General features: G+C 43.5%; 12 protein-coding genes. 7 read left to right on the top strand and 5 right to left on the bottom strand.

Going from position 1 to position 20,004, the window contains the following annotated elements; translation table 11 throughout:
- Nucleotides 1-22: 22 nt before the first annotated feature.
- Nucleotides 23-865 carry a helix-turn-helix transcriptional regulator gene (locus R70331_RS07170; protein WP_042174086.1) on the bottom strand — a complete coding sequence of 281 codons (843 nt, stop codon included), beginning with the start codon at nucleotides 863-865 and terminating at the stop codon, nucleotides 23-25.
- 116 nt (nucleotides 866-981) lie between these two features.
- Between R70331_RS07170 and R70331_RS07165 the strand changes: the two genes are divergently transcribed.
- Entirely contained in the window at nucleotides 982-2,967 is a 1,986-nt protein-coding gene (locus R70331_RS07165; protein ID WP_081947520.1) for a beta-galactosidase, read from the top strand.
- 432 nt (nucleotides 2,968-3,399) lie between these two features.
- Here R70331_RS07165 and R70331_RS07160 read toward each other — a convergent pair whose 3' ends face one another.
- A complete protein-coding gene (locus R70331_RS07160; protein WP_042174084.1) occupies nucleotides 3,400-6,126 on the bottom strand; it encodes a glycosyl hydrolase family 95 catalytic domain-containing protein in 2,727 nt (908 codons plus the stop codon).
- A 128-nt stretch (nucleotides 6,127-6,254) separates the two neighbouring features.
- On the opposite strand from R70331_RS07160, the gene R70331_RS07155 reads away from it, so the two are divergent.
- The 3 genes from R70331_RS07155 (at nucleotide 6,255) to R70331_RS07145 (ending at nucleotide 8,978) form a co-directional block, all read left to right on the top strand.
- Entirely contained in the window at nucleotides 6,255-7,145 is an 891-nt protein-coding gene (locus R70331_RS07155; protein ID WP_052418959.1) for a helix-turn-helix transcriptional regulator, read from the top strand.
- A gap of 177 nt (nucleotides 7,146-7,322) precedes the next feature.
- Nucleotides 7,323-7,880, top strand: coding sequence for a glutathione peroxidase (locus tag R70331_RS07150; protein WP_042174082.1), 558 nt, complete (start codon nucleotides 7,323-7,325; stop codon nucleotides 7,878-7,880).
- A gap of 402 nt (nucleotides 7,881-8,282) precedes the next feature.
- Entirely contained in the window at nucleotides 8,283-8,978 is a 696-nt protein-coding gene (locus R70331_RS07145) for a 4'-phosphopantetheinyl transferase family protein (RefSeq protein WP_052418958.1), read from the top strand.
- A gap of 122 nt (nucleotides 8,979-9,100) precedes the next feature.
- On the opposite strand, the gene R70331_RS07140 is transcribed toward R70331_RS07145, so the two are convergent.
- Nucleotides 9,101-12,121: an efflux RND transporter permease subunit gene (locus tag R70331_RS07140; RefSeq protein ID WP_042174080.1), complete on the bottom strand. Its 3,021-nt coding sequence runs from the start codon at nucleotides 12,119-12,121 to the stop codon at nucleotides 9,101-9,103.
- Between the two features lie 192 nt (nucleotides 12,122-12,313).
- Between R70331_RS07140 and R70331_RS07135 the strand changes: the two genes are divergently transcribed.
- The 3 genes from R70331_RS07135 to R70331_RS07125 are packed head-to-tail and all read left to right on the top strand — an operon-like array spanning nucleotide 12,314 to nucleotide 14,189.
- The gene (locus R70331_RS07135) at nucleotides 12,314-12,700 is read left to right on the top strand and encodes a GntR family transcriptional regulator (RefSeq protein ID WP_042174077.1); all 387 of its coding nucleotides are present in this window, start codon (nucleotides 12,314-12,316) and stop codon (nucleotides 12,698-12,700) included.
- Nucleotides 12,691-13,425, top strand: coding sequence for an ATP-binding cassette domain-containing protein (locus R70331_RS07130; protein ID WP_231576419.1), 735 nt, complete (start codon nucleotides 12,691-12,693; stop codon nucleotides 13,423-13,425). Before R70331_RS07135 ends, R70331_RS07130 begins: the two co-directional genes overlap by 10 nt.
- Nucleotides 13,422-14,189 carry a hypothetical protein gene (locus R70331_RS07125; RefSeq protein WP_042174075.1) on the top strand — a complete coding sequence of 256 codons (768 nt, stop codon included), beginning with the start codon at nucleotides 13,422-13,424 and terminating at the stop codon, nucleotides 14,187-14,189. The genes R70331_RS07130 and R70331_RS07125 overlap by 4 nt, the downstream gene beginning before the upstream one ends.
- A 136-nt stretch (nucleotides 14,190-14,325) precedes the next feature.
- Here R70331_RS07125 and R70331_RS07120 read toward each other — a convergent pair whose 3' ends face one another.
- Entirely contained in the window at nucleotides 14,326-15,045 is a 720-nt protein-coding gene (locus R70331_RS07120) for a thioesterase II family protein (protein WP_042174073.1), read from the bottom strand.
- Nucleotides 15,046-15,210: 165 nt separating this feature from the next.
- Complete coding sequence (locus R70331_RS07115) at nucleotides 15,211-19,983, bottom strand: SDR family NAD(P)-dependent oxidoreductase (RefSeq protein ID WP_156131086.1); 4,773 nt, start codon at nucleotides 19,981-19,983, stop codon at nucleotides 15,211-15,213.
- Nucleotides 19,984-20,004: the final 21 nt, after the last annotated feature.

Raw genomic sequence — 20,004 nt, 5'->3', positions numbered from 1 at the left:
CGCACTTGGATAATACAGTAGGCTACGACTTCTGATAGCTGCGGCGGAAGTCGCCGGGTGTGAGCCGCTCCAGCTTCTTGAAGATTGCTCCATAATAGCTGGCAGATTCGAAGCCGACTTGATGAGCAATATCCTGCATCCCGCGTTGCACATTGTCGAGCAGCAGTTCCTTGCTCTTATTGACCCTTACCTGATTGACATAGCTGATGGGACGAATGCCTGTCGTCTTCTTGAACAAATGGCAGAAGTATTCCGGTGTGACGCACATCAGTCCGGCGAGTGTCTGCAAAGTAATCTCTTCGGCATAATGCTGTTCAATATAGTCCAGAACCGGCTTCAACCGTTCATACTGCTGCCCGACGGTATCGCTGCCCTCGACAGAGACGCGCTGAATAATCTCCGTCAATAAGGTATAAAGGATGGCGGAGCAGGAGTAATTGTTTAACGTTTGTTCTTGCGGTGTAAGGGCAGCCTGCAGCAGCTCCCTCATTCGGGAAAGAAGGTATTCGGGCGATGCAAGCGTAAATACGCATGTGTCTACTATGCCGACTGTTTCAAACAAGCCCGCTGACCCGCTGCCGTCGAAGATGATCCAGTCGACTTTCCAGCTCCCCGATAATGCATAGTATTCGTGCTGCTGCCCGGGGAACAGCAGCATGCCCATGCCTTGCTTGATGATATGCTCCGTTCCACTTAGCTTGAGCTTGCCCTCGCCACTGCGGCATTGAATCCACTGATAATCCTGAATGCCCGGGTCCCGGCGTATATGCTCCTGTTCATGATGCAGGCCAATGCCAAGCAAATAAAAAGGGAGCAGCTTGTCCCGGGCGGATAATACCGGAAAAGCGCGATTGGGATGAGGCATGCGACCAACTCTCCTGTCATCTTAATATTGTTATACCGCATTAATTATTTAGGATATTCACTCCAGTTAATATAGCATATAATCTCAATATATTGATGAATAAAGGAGATCACAGGATGACGATTAAGATTGGCATTGATTATTATCCAGAGCAATGGACTCCCGAGCTATGGGAAAAGGATGCAGCGCTTATGCAAGAAACCGGTGTTGCTGTTGTGCGGATGGCGGAGTTTGCCTGGAGCCGAATGGAGCCGGCCGAGGGTGATTACCGGTTTGAATGGTTGGATGCGGCTATAGAAGTATTTGCCTCGCGCGGCATTCAGGTCGTGTTATGTACACCTACCAATACCCCGCCGAACTGGATGACAACCCGCTATCCGGATGTGCTTCCAAGGGATGAGCAGCGTCAAATCATCCGGCCGGGTGTGCGTGGACATCGTTGCAACAACAGCTATTCTCTGAGAATGCTGGGCTCCAGGTTTGTGGAAGCGATATCACAGCGCTATGCGAAGCATCCCGCCGTCATTGGCTGGCAAATCGATAACGAGATGCACTACCAGGAATGCCATTGTGATACGTGCAATCGTGCATTTGTCGCCTGGCTGCAGAAGCGTTATTCCAGTCTGGAAGAGTTGAACCGGGAGTGGGGCACAGTCGTCTGGAGCGGGGAGTACAGCAGCTGGGCCGAGGTAACGACGCCGCTCGGCGGCAGCAAGCCGATGAATCCTTCCTATCTTCTGGAATACAAGCGGTTCTGCTCGGACAGCGTAGGTTATCTGCTTGGATGGCAGCTTGACATTCTGCGCAGCAACTGTGCAGGCCATTTCGTGACGCATAACATGTGGCAATATCCGAATATTCTGGACTATTATGATCTTCACAAAGAGCTGGACTTCGTTTCAGTCGATTATTATCCAAATGAGCTATATCGCGATTATGGTGATCAATTTCCGAGGAACGGAGCGCTGTCGCTGGACTTGGTTCGCGGTATCAAGCGCCGCAATTTCTGGGTAATGGAGCAGCTGAGCGGTCCGCAGGGTGCCTGGATGCCGATTCAGCGTACCCCTTATCCCGGCCTGATCCGGGCCCGTTCCTGGCAGACAATCGCCCGCGGCGCGGATATGGTCGTTCATTTCCGCTGGCGGAGTGCTGCTGCCGGAGCCGAACAGTTCTGGCATGGGCTTATCGACCACAGCAATGTTCCTGGACGCAGGTTCAGAGAGTTCGCAGAGCTTACTCGCGAGGTGAACCAGCTAGGAGAACTGCTGGCCGGCTCGACAATCGTTGCCCAGGTTGCGATTCTGCATTCGCATGATCAGCATACGGCGCTTTCCCTTCAGCCGCAAGCAGAGGGAGGAATGCACTATATGGACAACTTGTCCTCTATGCACAATGCTTTTCTGAAAATGGGCATCGGTACGGACGTTATCAACTGGACCGAGGAGCTTGATGGCTACAAGCTGGTCATTGTCCCTTCCCTCTTTCTGTTAAATGAAGAAGTAGCGCAGCGGCTGGAGCGATTCGCAGCCGGGGGCGGTACGGTCGTCCTCACCAATCGGACCGGTGTGAAGAACATGAGGAATGTATGTGAGATGCTGCCTCTGCCGGGGCTGCTGGCGGAAGCGGCGGGGGTTGTCGTTAGTGAATATGATGCAATCGGCAACAGCGAGCATCGGATTCGGAACGCGGCGGGCCAGACATTCGCTGCGAAGCAATGGTGCGATCTGCTGGAACTGCGGGGAGCAGAACCGATTGCCTGGTATGACAATGATTTTTACGAGGGAGTGCCGGCGGTTACTGTCAATAAGCTTGGTGAAGGTGAGGTGTATTATGTCGGCACTTGGCCGGAGCCATCGTATTTCTATCAGCTGTTCGAAGGCATATTGAAAGAAAAGGACTTGGCGCCCAGGCTCCAGCTGCCGGAAGGTGTCGAGCTGTCAATTCGATCTAAGGGTGAGGAAAGCTTCCTGTTCCTGATTAACTTGACGAACGAAGAACGTGAGATTATGCTTGACGCCCCCTATCGCAGCTTGTTAACCAGCGAGCGATTGGAGCAGAAGATCATACTGCCAGCTCTGGGAGTAGATATTCTAACTTTATAGGATTAGCGGCTTACCTCTTCGGGAAGAGCTGTCTCACAAGGCTGAATACCTTGGGGGGCAGCTCTTTACCACACTATTTTTAGAGTGATTTCACTATTAGTAATTCGGATCGGTCAACAATTTCCATTAACGTTTAATTCGATGGCATTTCAACTTTTTTATAAACGAGATAAGCTATGAACAATGGGAAACCTCCTAAAGCGTAACGGCCATAGATCCAAGACCTTTTTTAGTTACAATCCCTTCGGCTAAATGGAGAGCTGAAAGCTGTTGCCGTAATCTCGTGATGTTGGCAGTGAGCGTATTATCATTAACATATTGATCATCATCCACTTACCTCATAGGACCACTGACTTAACCCTTCTCTAAGCGCTCCATGAGAAGAGAGCAACACAGAGATACCGGTAACCCTCAACGCAAAAAAAGAGTCTGTCAAAAGACAGACCTCGAGTAAAAGATAACAGTAACCTCTACCCCTGCACTAAGGAGTAATTCAATATGCTTCCCTTGTTCATTACTCTCTATCTTCACTTCACTCCCGTTAACCATAGCCTTTGTCCATGGAAGCCCTAACTTTAAGCGGATGGCATTATCCTCCCTGAGAGAGTTCAGTGTCACTTGTACCGTTCTTGCAGGCAAATCCCAGGATAATGTCGTAACCTCGACCCCTGTTCTTGCCATAAGTCCATTTATAGCGCCGGTTTGCCAATCGGAAGGCAAAGCCGGAAGAACCTCTATTTCTCCGGTATTCGAGAATAATAATGCTTCATTGATAGCTGCCACTGCGCCGAAGGAGGTATCCGAGCAGTAACAGTTACATTTTCTGTTAGAATCATGATCTGTCATTAAGGAACTGTAGTATCCGGCATCCCTCATCATTGGAAGCAGTGATGCGAGCACACCGTCACCATTCTTCAGCCTGGCTTGAACCAGCGCCTTATGCATCCAGCCATGTCCGGCAGTATCATCCCCGGTGTTATACTGATCCCTGTTAGCGATCGCGGTCTTCGCAGCCCGGGCCAATGCCGGATTGTTCTGCGTTTCATAGGCAGGCCATGCTGCATAGAGATGACTCAAATGCCGGTGGTTGTTATTCTCCGTATATTCATTCATGGCCCACTCGCGTAAGGCACCGTCCGAATCGTATTTATAATCCGGCAGCAGCTTAAGCAGTGATTCCCATCTAGCGATTGCGTGTTCATAGCCTTCCCTCTTGACTGCCTGCTCCATAGCGATGACCATGGATAGACCATCCCGTGCGGCTGAAATATCCATGGTGGCATTAGCTGTAATTGTGCTGTTATAACCAATCGGATGATTCTCGGGAGAATACGTTGGAATGATCAGGTATTGTTCACCCGGATTTAGTAGCGTTTTGCCGTGCTGATGACATGCGTTGCCGTTAACATCCGTGTAGTATTCCGGCGTGCAGAGCTGCTCCCAGAAGTTAGCCTGCTTGGTCAGCAGGGGAAGCAGAATATCCCCGTCAAGATTCAAATAGCCTTGTTCTACAAGCTGCGTGAATTCCTCATCGCCCAGGCCGCCATTATTAACACCAAGAACCGGTTTCAGTTCATCGAACCGCATGTTGCCGTTAATCGGAATCTGCTGATTGCCGTAACACTGCCAGTACTCATAGATAGGCAAAAGACACCAGCTTGCCCCCGCGTTCCAATATTCAAACGGGTAATCATTGTCATATTCTACGTGCATCCCGCGGTCGCCGTCAGAGTTAACGGATACCTGCAGCGCATCATGCATGCCGTACGCCATCCGCGCATTGTATTCAAAATCGGGAGTATTCCTCAAGAAAAAAGTAATATATCCAAGCTGCGCTTGTGTCAAATGCCCTGTATTCATGGCGGCAACCTGCAAATTCACATTGGCATCAAGTGTATAGATCCCGCGCCAGCCGGGGTTCCATTCCCCCGTCCACATTCCATACAAACGCGGTGCGCTTGCGCCGCTGCAGCAGATCATGGCATATCTGCCCTGGTTATACACCTGCTCCATAAAAGCATGATTGACTCTTTGCGGAGCTGATTGTTGCGCACGGATTAAGGCCGGATTATCAGCGTCCTTATCCTGCTCGTCGCCTTCAATGCTGAAGCTTACTGCGCTATACTCTGCTGAATGCTTCTCCGTATGGGCAGCAAGAGCCGCATCATAATCGAATTGGCCGCCCAGACCCGAATATTTTCGCACAACAGCATTAGTGTCTTGAAAAAGCTGGTCTATAATATCATATTGAGTCATTGCAGCGAAATCTTCTATTCTCCCCATGGAATGAGTTCTTCTGGAGCGTGTAATGAAATATACTTCATCGGCATCCTTAACCTGGACCGCAGGATTTACTGTACCGGACACATTCATCGGTTCAAGGGTGCTGTCATCCAGCACTACTTTTTCCTTAATACCGTTAACTACAACAATCCGGGTCAAGCCTGCGTATCCTCCATAGGCCAGCTCACTTCCCGGATAGGAGGGGTAATGAACGACTTGCGCGAGATAATCCGCATTAGAGTCTGCCAGCTTTTTATATTGGAGTGCCTTCAAATCATTGGGACCAGCGTATGCCCCACTCAAAGCGGAAATATCGTCTATAGAGAGGGTCAAGTGAATCTTGGCCCCTGCAGAGGATGAAGTGAGCTTCGTAATTGAAACATTATCCTCCCGGGAAGTAAAAGATGTACGCACCCACTCCCCATACTCATCGCTGTAGCGCACTCCCGTCTCTGCTGTTTCATAGTTCGTCCATCTCTCATAACCGGTAAAACTTCCTTTATTGAACATGTTAACTCTGAGCTGATGTCCCGGATGGTAGCTATAGTAAAAGGTTCTCTTTCTCGTCCCGCCGGCCTCGTCCGTAATCTTCCAGCTATCATTGCGGCTGAAGACGTTCCGCCGGGCATCAGGGAGCTGAGCGGTTAATTCCTCCGGAATGACTCGGGGGTCCTTGGAAGGGTAATTAAACCACATATACTGAAAAATAAAACTGTCCGAATAGGGTGAGCCGGAGGTGATATACCCGTTCTCCCCGTTTCCGCTGATCATGCCCTCCCGCCACGCATTACCGGGATTGACGGCAGGAACCTCTGTATACGTGTTAGCGTAATTCCCTTTTTGATACATGCGTCTTGTGTCTGGTACTCTTGTCATCTCTGGACTCCTCCTGAACGGCTAAGGCTGAATGCAAAATAATTATATCAATGGGCGTTTAGTTTCGTTATCCTTAGAGATGACAATGGAGCCGGAAAGGTGTCGCATTTTTACAGGAGGGAATATCTATGGACATAAAATTACCCAGCATCAACATTGAGAATATGGATATCAAGCTGAACCTTGAAGGAATGGTGCTGAACGTATTGTATGTCAAGTTCGGTTATTTTTACAGGCCGATGCCTGAGCACAGCCACAGCCACAACAGCTATGAGCTTCATTATATTCCGGCCGGTCAGGGCATTCTGTATGCACAAGGTGAACGTTATGCGATCACACCCGGCACGATATATGTGACCGGACCGGATATCGTTCATGAACAGCTTCCTCACCCGGAGGATCCGATGGCAGAATATTGCATCTTCTTTGAGATTTTGCCTAGCAACTCCATTCTTCCGCCAGTCAAGCGAAGCTTCGTCAAGGAGCCTGCTCTTCCGGAGCTGCTCCTGTCCACTCCCTTCTGGATCGGAACAGACAACGGAAATATGCTCGATCTGTTTCAACTGCTGGCAGATGAGCTCTCTCTTGAGCAAGCCGGTGTTCATCATATGGCAACCAACATTCTTGAGATGATTGTGATCCGGCTGGTAAGACAATATAGACAGAATCATGCCCCCACCCAATCCCTTCCGCTGAAGACCCTTGATGACAGCAGGCTGCTAATGATTGAAAACAGCTTCTTATACCATTACGATTCCATTACGCTGAAGCAGCTTGCCGGCCAGTTGGGGCTGAGCACCAGACAGACGGAGCGGATGGTACACAAGCAGTACGGCATGTCCTTCAAAGACAAGAAACTGCAGGCACGAATGGGCGCCGCTTCACGTCTTCTGCTCACAACGGATAGTTCTGTTAGCAGAGTTGCAGCCCAAGTGGGATACGCCACACCGGAACAATTCAGTAATGCGTTCAAAAAATATTTTGGAATGACGGCCACCCAGTATAAGAGAAAATGTTGACACCCTGCTCCCGGTATTTATTACATCAGAGAGTACCTCTTCACCCTTTATATCTTTGTAACATTATCGGCCGACTTATTGATTATACCTATAGATATAATTATATTCATATATTTGACCTATAAGTCATAACAACATATTATGTGCTTATATACTCTGATAAAGGGGAATGATCTGATGTCTATTTATGGTTTTCAAGTAAACACAATCAGTGGTAAGACTATAGAATTATCAACATACCAAGGAAAAGTACTCCTTATAGTCAACACTGCCAGTATGTGCAGTTATTCTCGCCAATTCGCCGGTCTTCAGACGCTTTATGAAAATTACCGTGAACAAGGGTTTGAAATCCTTGGTTTTCCTTGTAACCAATTTAATGAGAAAGAGCCGGGGAACAACTCAGAAGTGCAGGAATATTGTGTGCGCAATTTTGGTGTGACGTTTCCGTTATTCGAGAAAGTGGAGGTTAGGGGGCAGACCCCGCATCCATTATTTCAATTTTTAACGAATCAAGCACCCTTTCAAGGCTTCGATACCCGGACTTCGAACGGTCAATGGATGCAGCATTTTCTGCAGGAAAAGTATCCTGACATATACACCGGGCAAGGGATCAAGTGGAATTTCACAAAGTTTGTGATCGGTCGGAACGGACAAGTATTTAATAGATACGAAACAACGACGGAACCATTTGAAATACAGTCAGCAATTGAATCATTGCTTTATCCCTTCTCGTGATATTAATTACATAATACAAAATTACCCAATGGTAATATTTTCAACATGGGGGTGTTGCACTTTGACTAATAATCAACTGGTACCCGTTATTATTACTTTCCTCGCGGCTATTAGTTGTTGGGTTGGGTTCCTGAGCAAGCGTAAGAAAAAGTAGGTTTTATTGAAGAGCGATTGAGGAGCGCGTGATTAACCCTCCTCTCCTGATGCGCTTGATATGTCTCCCCGACTACTAACTCTGCGAGATTGCCAGATCCTTTTTCATCCCAAACAATGTAAGGCCCTAGTTGTTTACAATCTATTATGTTAAGATGGGAGAAGATTATTTACATAAAAACATACATAGTCCTTATTATTTCCAGTCACAATCCGTGCTAGCTTATCTTTTTCTAAGGGAATGACAACATGCCGCAAATTATCGCATTAGAAATTAATAACAGGCTTAGTTCTAATACTTTTCATATATTACTGGATCACCTCCCAGTGGAGAAACAAGCTAAGGTTCGTTCATTTCGGCGATACGAAGATGCGTTAAGAACACTATTTGGCGAATTGTTAGTTCGGACATCTGTAATGGAGATGTATCAACTTCCCAATGACCGCATCCAATTTAATTCCAATTGTTACGGTAAGCCATTTCTAGTACATCCTGAACCATTTCATTTTAATATATCCCATTCCGGTCATTGGGTTGTACTCGCCATCGATTCGAACCCAATAGGCATTGATATTGAAAAAATCCAGCCTTTCGATCTTTCAACAGCAGAATACTTTTTTTCAAAAAACGAGTATACCGATCTAATCAGAAAACCTCCAATTAAGCAATTATCATATTTTTATGACTTGTGGACCCTTAAAGAGAGCTATATCAAATATATCGGAAAAGGATTATCTCAAGATCTGAACTCGTTTAGTATCCATTGCGACAATGGTGTATTTAAACTTACCTCTCAAGACGAGGCGTCTTGTGTCTTTTTCAATCAATACGATATTGATCCGGATTACAAACTATCCTTATGTTCGTTATCTCAAAACCCACCTTCTATTGTATTGATAAAGTCATGTGATGAGCTTATAAAACAATTTCCAGCAAAAATATAATACATATACATAGTCCAGGCTCTTATAACTAACAAGCCAACATGGATTGTTGAATCCGCTAAAGAAAAGGTGTCAATACTCTCCCCGTCAGGAGGCAGTATCGACACCTTTTGCTTCGTTACTTACATATTTATCTGATCTTGTTCTACGCTCGTATTCATGTTATTCAATCGTTGTCGTTTAGATTTCCGGAAGAAAAAAGCTTCATATATTACAGGTACGACTACCAAGGTCAGTAATGTTGATACCGCCAATCCGCCAACTACGACGACTGCCAAGCCTTTTGAAACGATACTGCCAAGCTCCGGTTTCGAAAAGAGCACGGGCAGAAGTGCAAATATGGTAGCCGCAGCCGTCATCAGGATTGGACGAAGTCTGACATTTCCTGCTTCGATTAGAGCCTCTCGTATGATCATTGTTTTTTCGTTCTGTTTCACCCGGTCCAGCAAAACAATTGCATTTGTGACTACAATTCCTATCAGCATCAATGCGCCTATCAGGGCAAACGTATCTACGGGTATTCTACTAATAATCAGACCCAGTATTGAACCAACCGCTGCGAATGGCAACGAGAAAAGAATAACAAATGGCATTCTAAGATTCTTAAACATAATGACTAAAAGTAAATAAATAATACCAATCGAAACGATCATAGCTGTGAATAAGTTATTGGTATCTACACTCTGCTGTGCCCCTGCTCCGCCTATGTCCAAGGAGACTCCATCAGGCAGCTTAAGCGACGAGGTTTCCAAGGCAATTTGATTGTTAATGGTACTTAATTTGCTTCCATCTACAGTAGCAGTGATACGAATGAAATCATGACTGTTCTTCCTAAGAATCGTAGATTGTTGCTCCGTTTTTTCAATTTTCGCAACTTTACTTAATGCAATCTCACCTGTTTTTCCAATCACTTTCAAATCTTGCAGGCTGTCTCCGGTTTGTAATGGATTCGTTATATCTAATAAAATCGGTGTCGCAACTCCATCCAGTATCATCGAACCGATTGGTATTTGATTCAACTGCATATTTAATTGCATTGCCAGATTTGAAACATTCGTTGAGCCGGGATTCACATTAATACTATAGATCGTTTTCTTCTCCGTCAGATTAGTGCTGATTTTTTGAATTCCCTCAATTGGGTTCAGCGCTTCAGTAACACTTTTAGCTGCTGCTTCCAAATCCTCCTGATGACTTCCTGAAAGATCAAGAACGATAGCATTATTTGCTGAACTCATTCCGCTTGATTCCGTATATTCAAAATCAGCATTTGGGTACTGATCTTTGAAGGTAATAATTTTGTCTATTAATTGATCTGCATTCGCATCCTCTTTTAAGAAGATGGTAAATGCAATGGATGTCGGCGACTGAACAGATCCTAATTTCAGGTCCTCTTCGCTAACACCTAAATGAATAAATTCATGCTTGGTTTCTGGTTGCTGCCTTACCAAATCTTCTAATTGAAGTGCAGTTTGTTTGACGGTCTCATAAGGGGTATCGCTTGGAAGAGTCAGGTTGATATCAATCTGTGAGGTATCATTATTATTTATCGTGCCTTTAGGTATAACCCCATAAGCTACGATAGAACCAATCAATAGAACAAAGGTTGCTGCAAGTGTGATAAATTTGTGATTCAAAGTCCATTTTAACACGGCCTGATACGATTTCACCTGCTTATGCTTCTTTGGCTTGGCATTCTTCATGAAACTATGACCTAACAACGGGACTACCGTTATAGCAACAAATAAAGAAGCCAACAAAGAATAGGTTACTGTTAGAGCAAAGGGAAGAACCATCGCGGACAAGCCTTTAACTAATCCAAGCGGCAAGAATACACAAACGGAGGTCAAAGTTGAAAGTGTGATAGCTCCTGCGACATCTTTAACCGAGTCGATAATGACATCTTTGGTAAAGCCTTCTATCTGTGATCTGCGGTATAGGTTTTCTATAACGACAATACTGTCATCAACTAATCGTCCGATTGCAACAGCAATACCGCCGATAGTAATTACGTTCAAACTTATGTCTGATAACGATAAAAAGAATAAAGTAATTGCCAGCGACAATGGTATGCTGATAATTGTAATAAGTGTCATTCTCCAGTTTCTTAAGAACAGAAAGATAATCAAGGTTGCGAACAATGTACCCAGCAGCACCTCACGCATCATACTATTAACAGAACCTGTAATGAAAGAGTCGCTCGACCAAACAAGGGATGTCTCAATGTCACCCTTATAATCCTCGTTCATTTTCTTAATTTCAGCTGCTATATTCTTTCCAACCTCTACAGCATTCCCGCCTGCAACCTTATTCACTAAAAGAACAACGCCATCTTGACCATTTAAATGAGTCATCGTCTTTGTATCTTTAGAAAGGCTGATCTTCGCAACATCGCTTAGTTTAACATCAGCCGCAACATTAAGTTCCCCGAGCGATTGTAAGTCATTTAAGTTGCCGACAACTTTAAGAGATACTGCTGTGTTATCCACCACATGGCTGCCTAAGGATACGACTAAATTTTGGCCGCTTAACAGGCTCATCAGGCTTTCCATTGATATTTGATGTTTACTCAATTCATCTGGATCTACACGAATAATCACATTTTGCGTAACACCACCTGTGTTTCGAATGCTTCCTACATCTGTGATCTTCTGTAATCGGGGGATGATTTCGTTATTAATTTTATCCATTCCTGTAGATGACATTTGATCAGATAATCCGATTCCCAGGATAGAAACCGGCATGCTGTCTGTACTGGGTTGATAAATATAAGGCTTGCTTACCCCTGTTGGAAGCTGTAGCCCGTTTACAATTTTTTCTGTTTCGGCAACAGCTTCTTTCATCTTCATTCCGAGCTGGAACTTTATCGTGACCTGGGAGTAACCGTCCCCGGTAGTAGATATAACAGAGGATTGCCCCTTCACATTTGCTACCGCTCTCTCTATCGGTTCTGTTGCAGATACCAGCATCGAATTTGAATCCATGGATTGTCCTACTGTTGTGATGCTAATTGTAGATACTTCCATAGAAGGTTGTAATTCCCTCGGCATTTTAGAGTAACTGAAAATGCCGACAAGCAAACTTAAAAAAACGATAACCAGAATTGCTGCTTTGTTCGCCATAGCCCATTTCGTGATTCTGTGCATCCTTTTAGCTCCTTAATGTAGAATTAATTTAATTTTTACCAAATTATGTATCGACAATTGTATTATATACCATAATACACTTAAGTCAATGATAACTTTTTATTCAAAATACTGTAAATGCATTGACTTGTTTGTATTAACATATATAATACAATTCATGAGGAGTCATATAGTCAGTGAGGGGGATGTGAAATGGATATTATTCAAGTAGGCGACCTCACGTTCCAGTTGGATTACAGTAAGCCTTTGTATGAGCAGATCATCAACCAATTTAGATTTGACATTGCACAGGGGCATATCCCATTGGGTACAAGAACACTTTCAGTCCGTGATCTAGCTAAAGAGCTAAAAGTTAACCCCAATACAGTCATGCGGGCTTATCAGGAATTGGAGCGGGATAATCTTTTTGAAACTCGAAGAGGGCACGGAACTTTTGTAACCTCATCCCAGAAGAAAGTGGACGAACTTCAACGATCCCTGGCAACTCAGGCCGTTAGCAGCTTCGTTACGTCCATAAAGAGCATAGGATTTACGAAAGACTCTGCTATAACATTGATTGAGGAGGCTGAGTGGAATTGATAACTCATGGGCCTAATTCATTAGTCACTAATTCAGATGCTGTTGTATGTAGGGAACTGGTTAAGCGTTATAAGCAAAAGCTTGTTCTTAATCAATTTACAGCTTCATTTCCTGCCGGTAAGATAACTGGTCTTCTTGGACAGAATGGAGCAGGCAAGTCCACATTACTCAAGATTATTGCAGGATTAACGCAACCTGATCATGGAGAGGCCCGAATTTTCGGTGAAAAAATCAATTGGAAACAAAATCATGACATTACTATTTTGTCTGATCGAACCAAATGGTATGAGCATCACACTGTATTGGAAGCTATAAAGTTCTCCAAGGTTTTGTTTCCTTCCTTCGATTTAGAAAAGGCCTTGGAACTAATCCAGTTCATGGAATTGGATGCCGATCAAAAAGTACATACACTATCCAGAGGACAGGAATCACGTCTGTATCTTGTGCTATGCCTTGCACGGAATACAAAAATTGTGCTATTGGATGAACCATTCTCAGGTATTGATCTCGTATCTAAAGAACAAATCATTCAGGTCATTATTGACTATATGGTTGAATCTTCTTCCACTCTTATTATTAGTACACATGAGATTCACGAAACAGAAGGATTATTCGATCACGCTGTTTTTATCCGCAATGGGGCTAACGTATTGTCAGGGGATGTAGAATACTTGCGTTCTACACAGGGATCAATCGAAACTATATATAGGGGGATTTATCGATGAGTTCTTTTTGGAGCCTTGTGCAAAATGACCGTTTATTGGGTGATAAATCAAATCGAAAACCGGCATATTTATGGATTTCCGCTCTTCTGCTGCTCCTTTTTTTCACATGGTATACCGTAGTCCTTCTCTATGGAACAGCAATCGCTCCTCTCAACTTGCTAAAGATCACTCCTTTGTTTATATTCGTATTTGCCGGAGTTTCAATAAGGTTATCCATTAAAGAATGGAGGAAACAAACAATCAGCTGGTGGCTAATGTTGCCGTTTCCCCGATATTATTTATTATGTGCAAAAGCACTTTCCGCATTGATCATTTGTTTCAAAATACTCTTATTATGCTACGCAATCACACTTGCAACTGGCCTTGAAAGCTATTGGCTCAGCCCTGAATTATTTAATAACCGCCACTCCTTAGGAAATTACTTTTATGAAGTTAATATGAACTACTTTGGATATCTAATATTAAGTCCTTTAATCATCTCAATTACCATTACTTTGGTAATGTTATTCAAATCCAGATTGAGATTTTTTGTTCTTCTGATCATTATGCTTGCCTCACCTTTACTTAGCTTGGTGTTTTCAGATCACAATATCATTTCAAAGAATCCCAACTTATCCTTTAAATTATCCTTTCAACTGCCAGAATATATATCTTCTGATTATCTATCTTCATATCTACCAATCACTTTACTTGTATCCCTGCTGGTTTCGGCATTGTTTCTGTTTGTATCTTCCTTAATATTAGAGAAAAAAATACAAATCTAAACCAAGATTATTCTCTTATTTTGGAATTCCCTTGCGATTCAATGCGAAAGAGGTTCATCTCTCAGAAGCTTTTACGCACTGTAATCGCAAGGTTTACCTTATTCTAAATTTCCCGTTAAATCGCTAATACCTCAACTCACACGTTTTGCAGTGCATCATTGACGATATCAACAACATACAACATGCTGTCTTCAATGATAAAGAAATGTCCCCCCATTACTTTTTTGATATTACATTTCTTCTCCGCATGAAACCGCCATTCATTTATATCAAAATTCATAATACTTCGATCGTTAGTCCCGTTTATCACAGTGAGGTCACAAGCAATTTTTTCTTTTTTCCCCTGGTGTTTGTACGTCTCTGTAATTTTGAAATCCGCTCTTAAAATTGGCAAGAAAAGTTGAAGCAGCTCTTGATTCTGGACAACTTCCTCTGAAGTACCCCCATATTCTAATACAACTTGTAGAAATTGTTCATCCGACGCGTCATGGCAAATAGGCTTATCAGATTTATGAGAGCTCTGAGGTGCTTCTCTTCCGCTAAAAAACATATGTTTGGGCGCATGACACCCTTTTTCCATCAACTTGTAATATGTTTCAAAAGCAAGCAAGGATCCCATGCTATGTCCATATATAGCATACCTTTCGTTTGATTCCAGCTGATTCATAATTGAGGAAGCCAAATCTTCAGTTACATCCTCAAACTGTTGGGGAAGCGGTTCACAAATTCGCTTTCCTCTCCCGGCAATCTCTACTGGGCACAATTCAATATGATTAGATAGGAACTTTCTCCACTTCCAATATACTTCGGATGTCCCCCCTGCATAGGGGATACAAAATAATTTGATCGGTTTCATTTCATCCCGCCTTATGTACTCTTTTTCGGTAGATATATTACACTATGGCCGTCGCCCCTCATCAACAACGGAAAGAGAACGTTATTGATGAGGGGAAAAAGAAGTACAGCCATAAGTTACTCAGAAGCCCAATTATTTCTATATCAGGCAAATCAACTCCAACTATTACATCAATGTAATCGTATCAGCCTTCCCCGCAGCTCTTTTCTTGTCAATAAATGCCGCAAGCTCTTCTACTGTTGGATAAGTGAAAATGTCCGAGATGTCAACCATTCCAGGATAGATGGAACCTAATTCTTTCATCAGCTGCATAGCATGAATGGAATCGCCACCAATAGAATTGAAATTTTCATAAATATCAATTTCATCTAAATCAAGTGTAATTGCATAGATGTAGGCCACATTTTTTTCCGCTTCAGTGTACTCCTTACCTTTTCCCAGAATCAATAAGTCTTCTGGATTCAGTAGTTTTTTCACTTCCTTACTTCCTGTATCCTTGTTCTTTCTCTTATAACGTGCAACTTTCTTCTGTAAATCTTCAGATAGTCCGAAAGGCAGATTGTCTTCACCGATTTGCCCGAGCATATCAAGATTGATCTGGCCCGGAACCACATTACTTAACTTGGAATTCATGACATTGTCCAGAGCACTAATCGCCACATGAGTATCCAGCGATTTAAACATTGTTAAAGAATCAGCTACTTGATAGTCGACCGCCATACCGGTTTCACTCCAACCAGGCCAGTTAATGGTCTGAGCTGCCAACCCTTTTTTCGAAAGATACGATGCGTATGCATCAAGAAACGCATTGGCTGCTGTGTAATCCCCTTGACCGAGCCCGCCGAACAAACTTTGCATCGAGGAGAACAGAATGAAGAAATCAAGTTCCTGATCTCTTGTTAATTCATCGATAATGACAGTGCCAAAGACCTTCGGAGTAAGGACACTATTAAAATTGTCCATGTCTTTGCGGAATAAAAAGCCATCTCCGGCAACGCCGGCACAATGCACGACCCCATTGATCCGGCCATACACCGTCTTTAATTCTTCAACGATAGTATTCATTTGATCAGCATCACACACATCTGTATACCGTAGAATAACGTTACATCCTTTGCTTTCAAGACGCTGAATGCCGCGGATCAAACTGCATGCTTTTTTGTCTTCTTCTTTATCTAACACAGCTTGCCATTCGGAACGTTCCTGCAGCTTTCTCCGGCCTAATAAACAGATATTGCATGGTCCCGAATCTCCCAAAAGCAATGCAGTTTCTAAGCCGAGACCGCCCGTCCCTCCAGTGATCAGATAGATTCCTTCATTTTTGATTTTAACTTCCTTAATATCATCAGGCTGAACGTCGATAGTAACTAGCATTTCGGTATAGCGTACATTGTTGCGGTAAGCGACACGGAAGGCTTGCTTATCTATGCGAAGCGCTTCATTCATCACTGTGTCAATACTGGTGAGATCGTCGATGTCGATACATTTGTATGTGTATAATGGGCATTCCGCTTGAGTCGCTTTGGCCAGAGCTAAAAATGATGCGTTAGCAGGTTTGATATAGGCTTCTTCGTTGTCAATAGCATGAGCATTTTCAGTCAGTAAGACAAAATTCACATTGTTATTTTTCATGTTCAAAAAGCTTCTTGTCAGGTAGGCCAGGGAGTACAAGCCTTGATTTAAGACTACAGGATACTGCTCAAGGGCAAAATCCGTTTGGTTAAAATTAATAGTACTCAAATGATAGACAGTTGAGATATTCTCCGGGCCGATCGATTCCAGAAGCTTCAAATAATCTTCTTCCGATGAACCTACGGTGTAGTGTGACGAATCAAGCTTTGCGAAAGCCTCACCGAAGGATACAAAATACAGTTGGTTATCTAATGTCTGGAGTCTACCTGCTAGATTACTTGACAACCCGGATTGATCCGTAAAGATCAGGATACCCCCATCGGGAATCAAGCTCTCACTTTTATCCGCCGCTTGCGGAGCCCATCTCACCCCATAAAAAGAATTATTTACATACTCATGGATATTATTGATCTTCTTCAGTGAAGTTTCTTCTATTTCGGCAATAATGTTTCCTTCCATATCCGCAAGCACCACATTAAAGCTCATGATTTCGGAATCATTACCTTTTGGAATTCTTCTGATTTTGCTGTAAAAGTGACCCGGCAGCTTTTTGTAGAACTTCAGGCCCTTATAGGAGAATGGTAAGAAGTGTTCTTCACCTTGATAGAGCAGCATGGTGGCCATATTGACGGCTGTATCCATCAAACCGGGATGGCAGGCATACTCTTCCAAATCCTTTGATAACTTATCTGGAATTTTAACTTCCGTATAGATGGTTAGGCCTTCCTCATCCTTAGTCTGATAGAAATGCTGTACACAGTTCCATCTTTCCCCAAAGGCGTTCATTGCGTTCTCTTCCAACGTTGTCTTTAAGGGAAGCACTGTCACCTCAGGATCTGTCACAATGCTGTTAAATTCAGCTGTTTTTTCGACGGTATCGTTATGAAAATATGCATTGCCTCTTGCATGTTCAATCCAAGTGTCACCATTTGCATTCGCATGTCTAGAAACAACAGAGAAGCTTGCATCGCCCTCTTCCTTAGTAATAACGATATGAGTTTCTATGTCCTCATCTTCAGCAGAAACTACCAACGGAGAAAGGAATACAATGTTTTTAATCACAACGTTCTCGTTGTCATAGCACTGCCGGAATGATTCTTTAATGACCTCAATGTACGCTGTGCCGGGAAGTATATTACCGCCCATAATTTTGTGGTCCTGCAGTACCCAATGCTTCTTAAGATTAAAGTTCATCAGATATATGTTTTGTCTCATGGAGTCGACAAGACATCTCTCAACCAGAGGATGGAGTGCCTGATTGTTCGCTGCAGCATCCTCGCTTGCAATTTTTGTAATTTTGACATCGCCCCAGTAATGAGTTCTATCAAATGGATAGGTTGGTAGCGGAATACGACTATAAAGCCCCTGGCCGTATACCTGGGTCCAGTCTACATTAGCCCCCTTAACATACAAAGCACATAAATCTAAAAGCATTGAGCAATAGCCCTCGTCCTCTTCACGATCCTTCAACGTATCCGCAATTTTCTGGGCTTGTGATTTGATGTGGCGAAGCTCGCTTTCGGTAATTTCTCCTTCCTGCTTATGCTGGCGTTTGTCGGATACAACGTGATTCTTGTTATAAAAGATCTGTTTGTCTTCAATGGAATTCAATCCGTTTTGACTAAGCAATGCGATGTTTTCCTTCAATTGCTCCAGACTATTAATAACCATAGCCACACGATATCCGTAATCTCCCCGTCCCGTATTGGCTGTGAAACAAAGATTATCAATATTTAACTGTGTTTTATTCTCCAAGTATTTATCGTAATTCTTGATGATATTAAGCATGGCAGTCTCTGTTTTTGCAGATAGCGTCAGAATATTATTCCTGGATATATCCGTTTTCGTGTCCTGTCCTTCTTGATATTCCTCAACAACCATATGACAGTTTGTCCCACTGAAACCATAGGAGCTAACACCTGCACGAAGCGGCTGCTCATTATCTTCCCAATGTGTGACTTTATCGACTACAAAAATCGGCGAATCCATAAAATTAATATGCGGATTTGGCTCTTCGAAATGCAGGCTCGGCGGTAACGTATGCTGATTCATTGATAACAATACTTTTAACAGGTTTGCAGGCCCGGAAGCTCCAACCGTATGTCCGATACTTGTCTTGACAGAACCAATGCCGCAGAATTGTTTTCTATCAGTGTATTTTGAAAAGGCATTCGAAAGACTGAGGATTTCAATCGGATCACCCAGTTGTGTGGCCGTCCCATGTGCTTCTACATAGCTAATAGATTCGGGCGCAACTTTAGCCCGTTTCCATGCATCAATGATCACTTCCTCTTGCGCCAGCGGGTTCGGGGCGGTCAGACCATTAGAAGCACCGTCATTGTTGATCGCACTGCCTTTGATAATACCGTAAATATGGTCGCGATCTTTCACCGCTTTTGCGAGCGACTTTAGTACAAATACGACAACACCTTCACCAAAAACAGTTCCGCTGGACTTTTTGTCAAAGGAACGTACCCGGTTATCATTTGATGAGACAGCCTGCATAACGCCATTAGCCTCTTCTTCTGCCTTTTCCGTTTCACTAACCGATTTAGCACCCTTTGAGCCAATAGAAATCCCACCGGCAAGTGCCATTTCACATTCCTGGTTTCGAATTGAATTGCAGGCCTCATGTAGCGCAACTAACCCAGAGGAGCAAGCTGTATCGAGTACCATTGCTGGCCCTTTCAGATTGAATATGTAGTTGATCCGGCTGGCAAGAATGCCGCTCCAGATTCCACTCAGTGTCATTTGATCCCATTCAGTAATGTACTTATATTCAGTTGTAGTTGTGCTATCCTTGCCAACAAAAACACCTGTTTTGGTATTTTTAATATTCTCCGCCCCATAACCAGCATCTTCAATCGCACTCCATGCAACTTCCATGAAAACCCGCTGTTCTGGATCTATACATTTCGCTTCTCTCGGAGGAATACCGAAGAAGTTCGCATCAAATTTATCCATGTCTTCAACAAACAACCCTAAGAAATCTTCCAAATTCTCATGATCGTCGGTAATTTGGTTCATCCCGACAAATTCCGCATAATGTTTATTTTTAAATACTTTTTCGTAGATCAGCTTGTCTGCCGGCTTGGGGCTCAAACAGGTTCTTCCGTTCAGCAAATTGTCCCAGAATTCTTCTGGATTATTCGCCATAGGAAGCCTGCAAGCTGTACCGATAATAGCAATTTCCTGCGTACTCTCCGTCTCTTTATTCTGCAATTCACTTAATAATTGTACTGCTTCCTGCTGCGATAAAATTTGTTTACCTAGTTGGTCTAAAATAAACCGTTTTACATTATTCAACTTATTCACTCCTTTGAGATA

Source organism: Paenibacillus sp. FSL R7-0331, from assembly GCF_000758645.1.
Taxonomy (GTDB): Bacteria; Bacillota; Bacilli; order Paenibacillales; family Paenibacillaceae; genus Paenibacillus_AQ; species Paenibacillus_AQ camerounensis.
The sequence above is the reverse complement of the archived record's forward strand: the minus strand, read 5'-3'. Positions and strand labels throughout refer to the sequence as shown.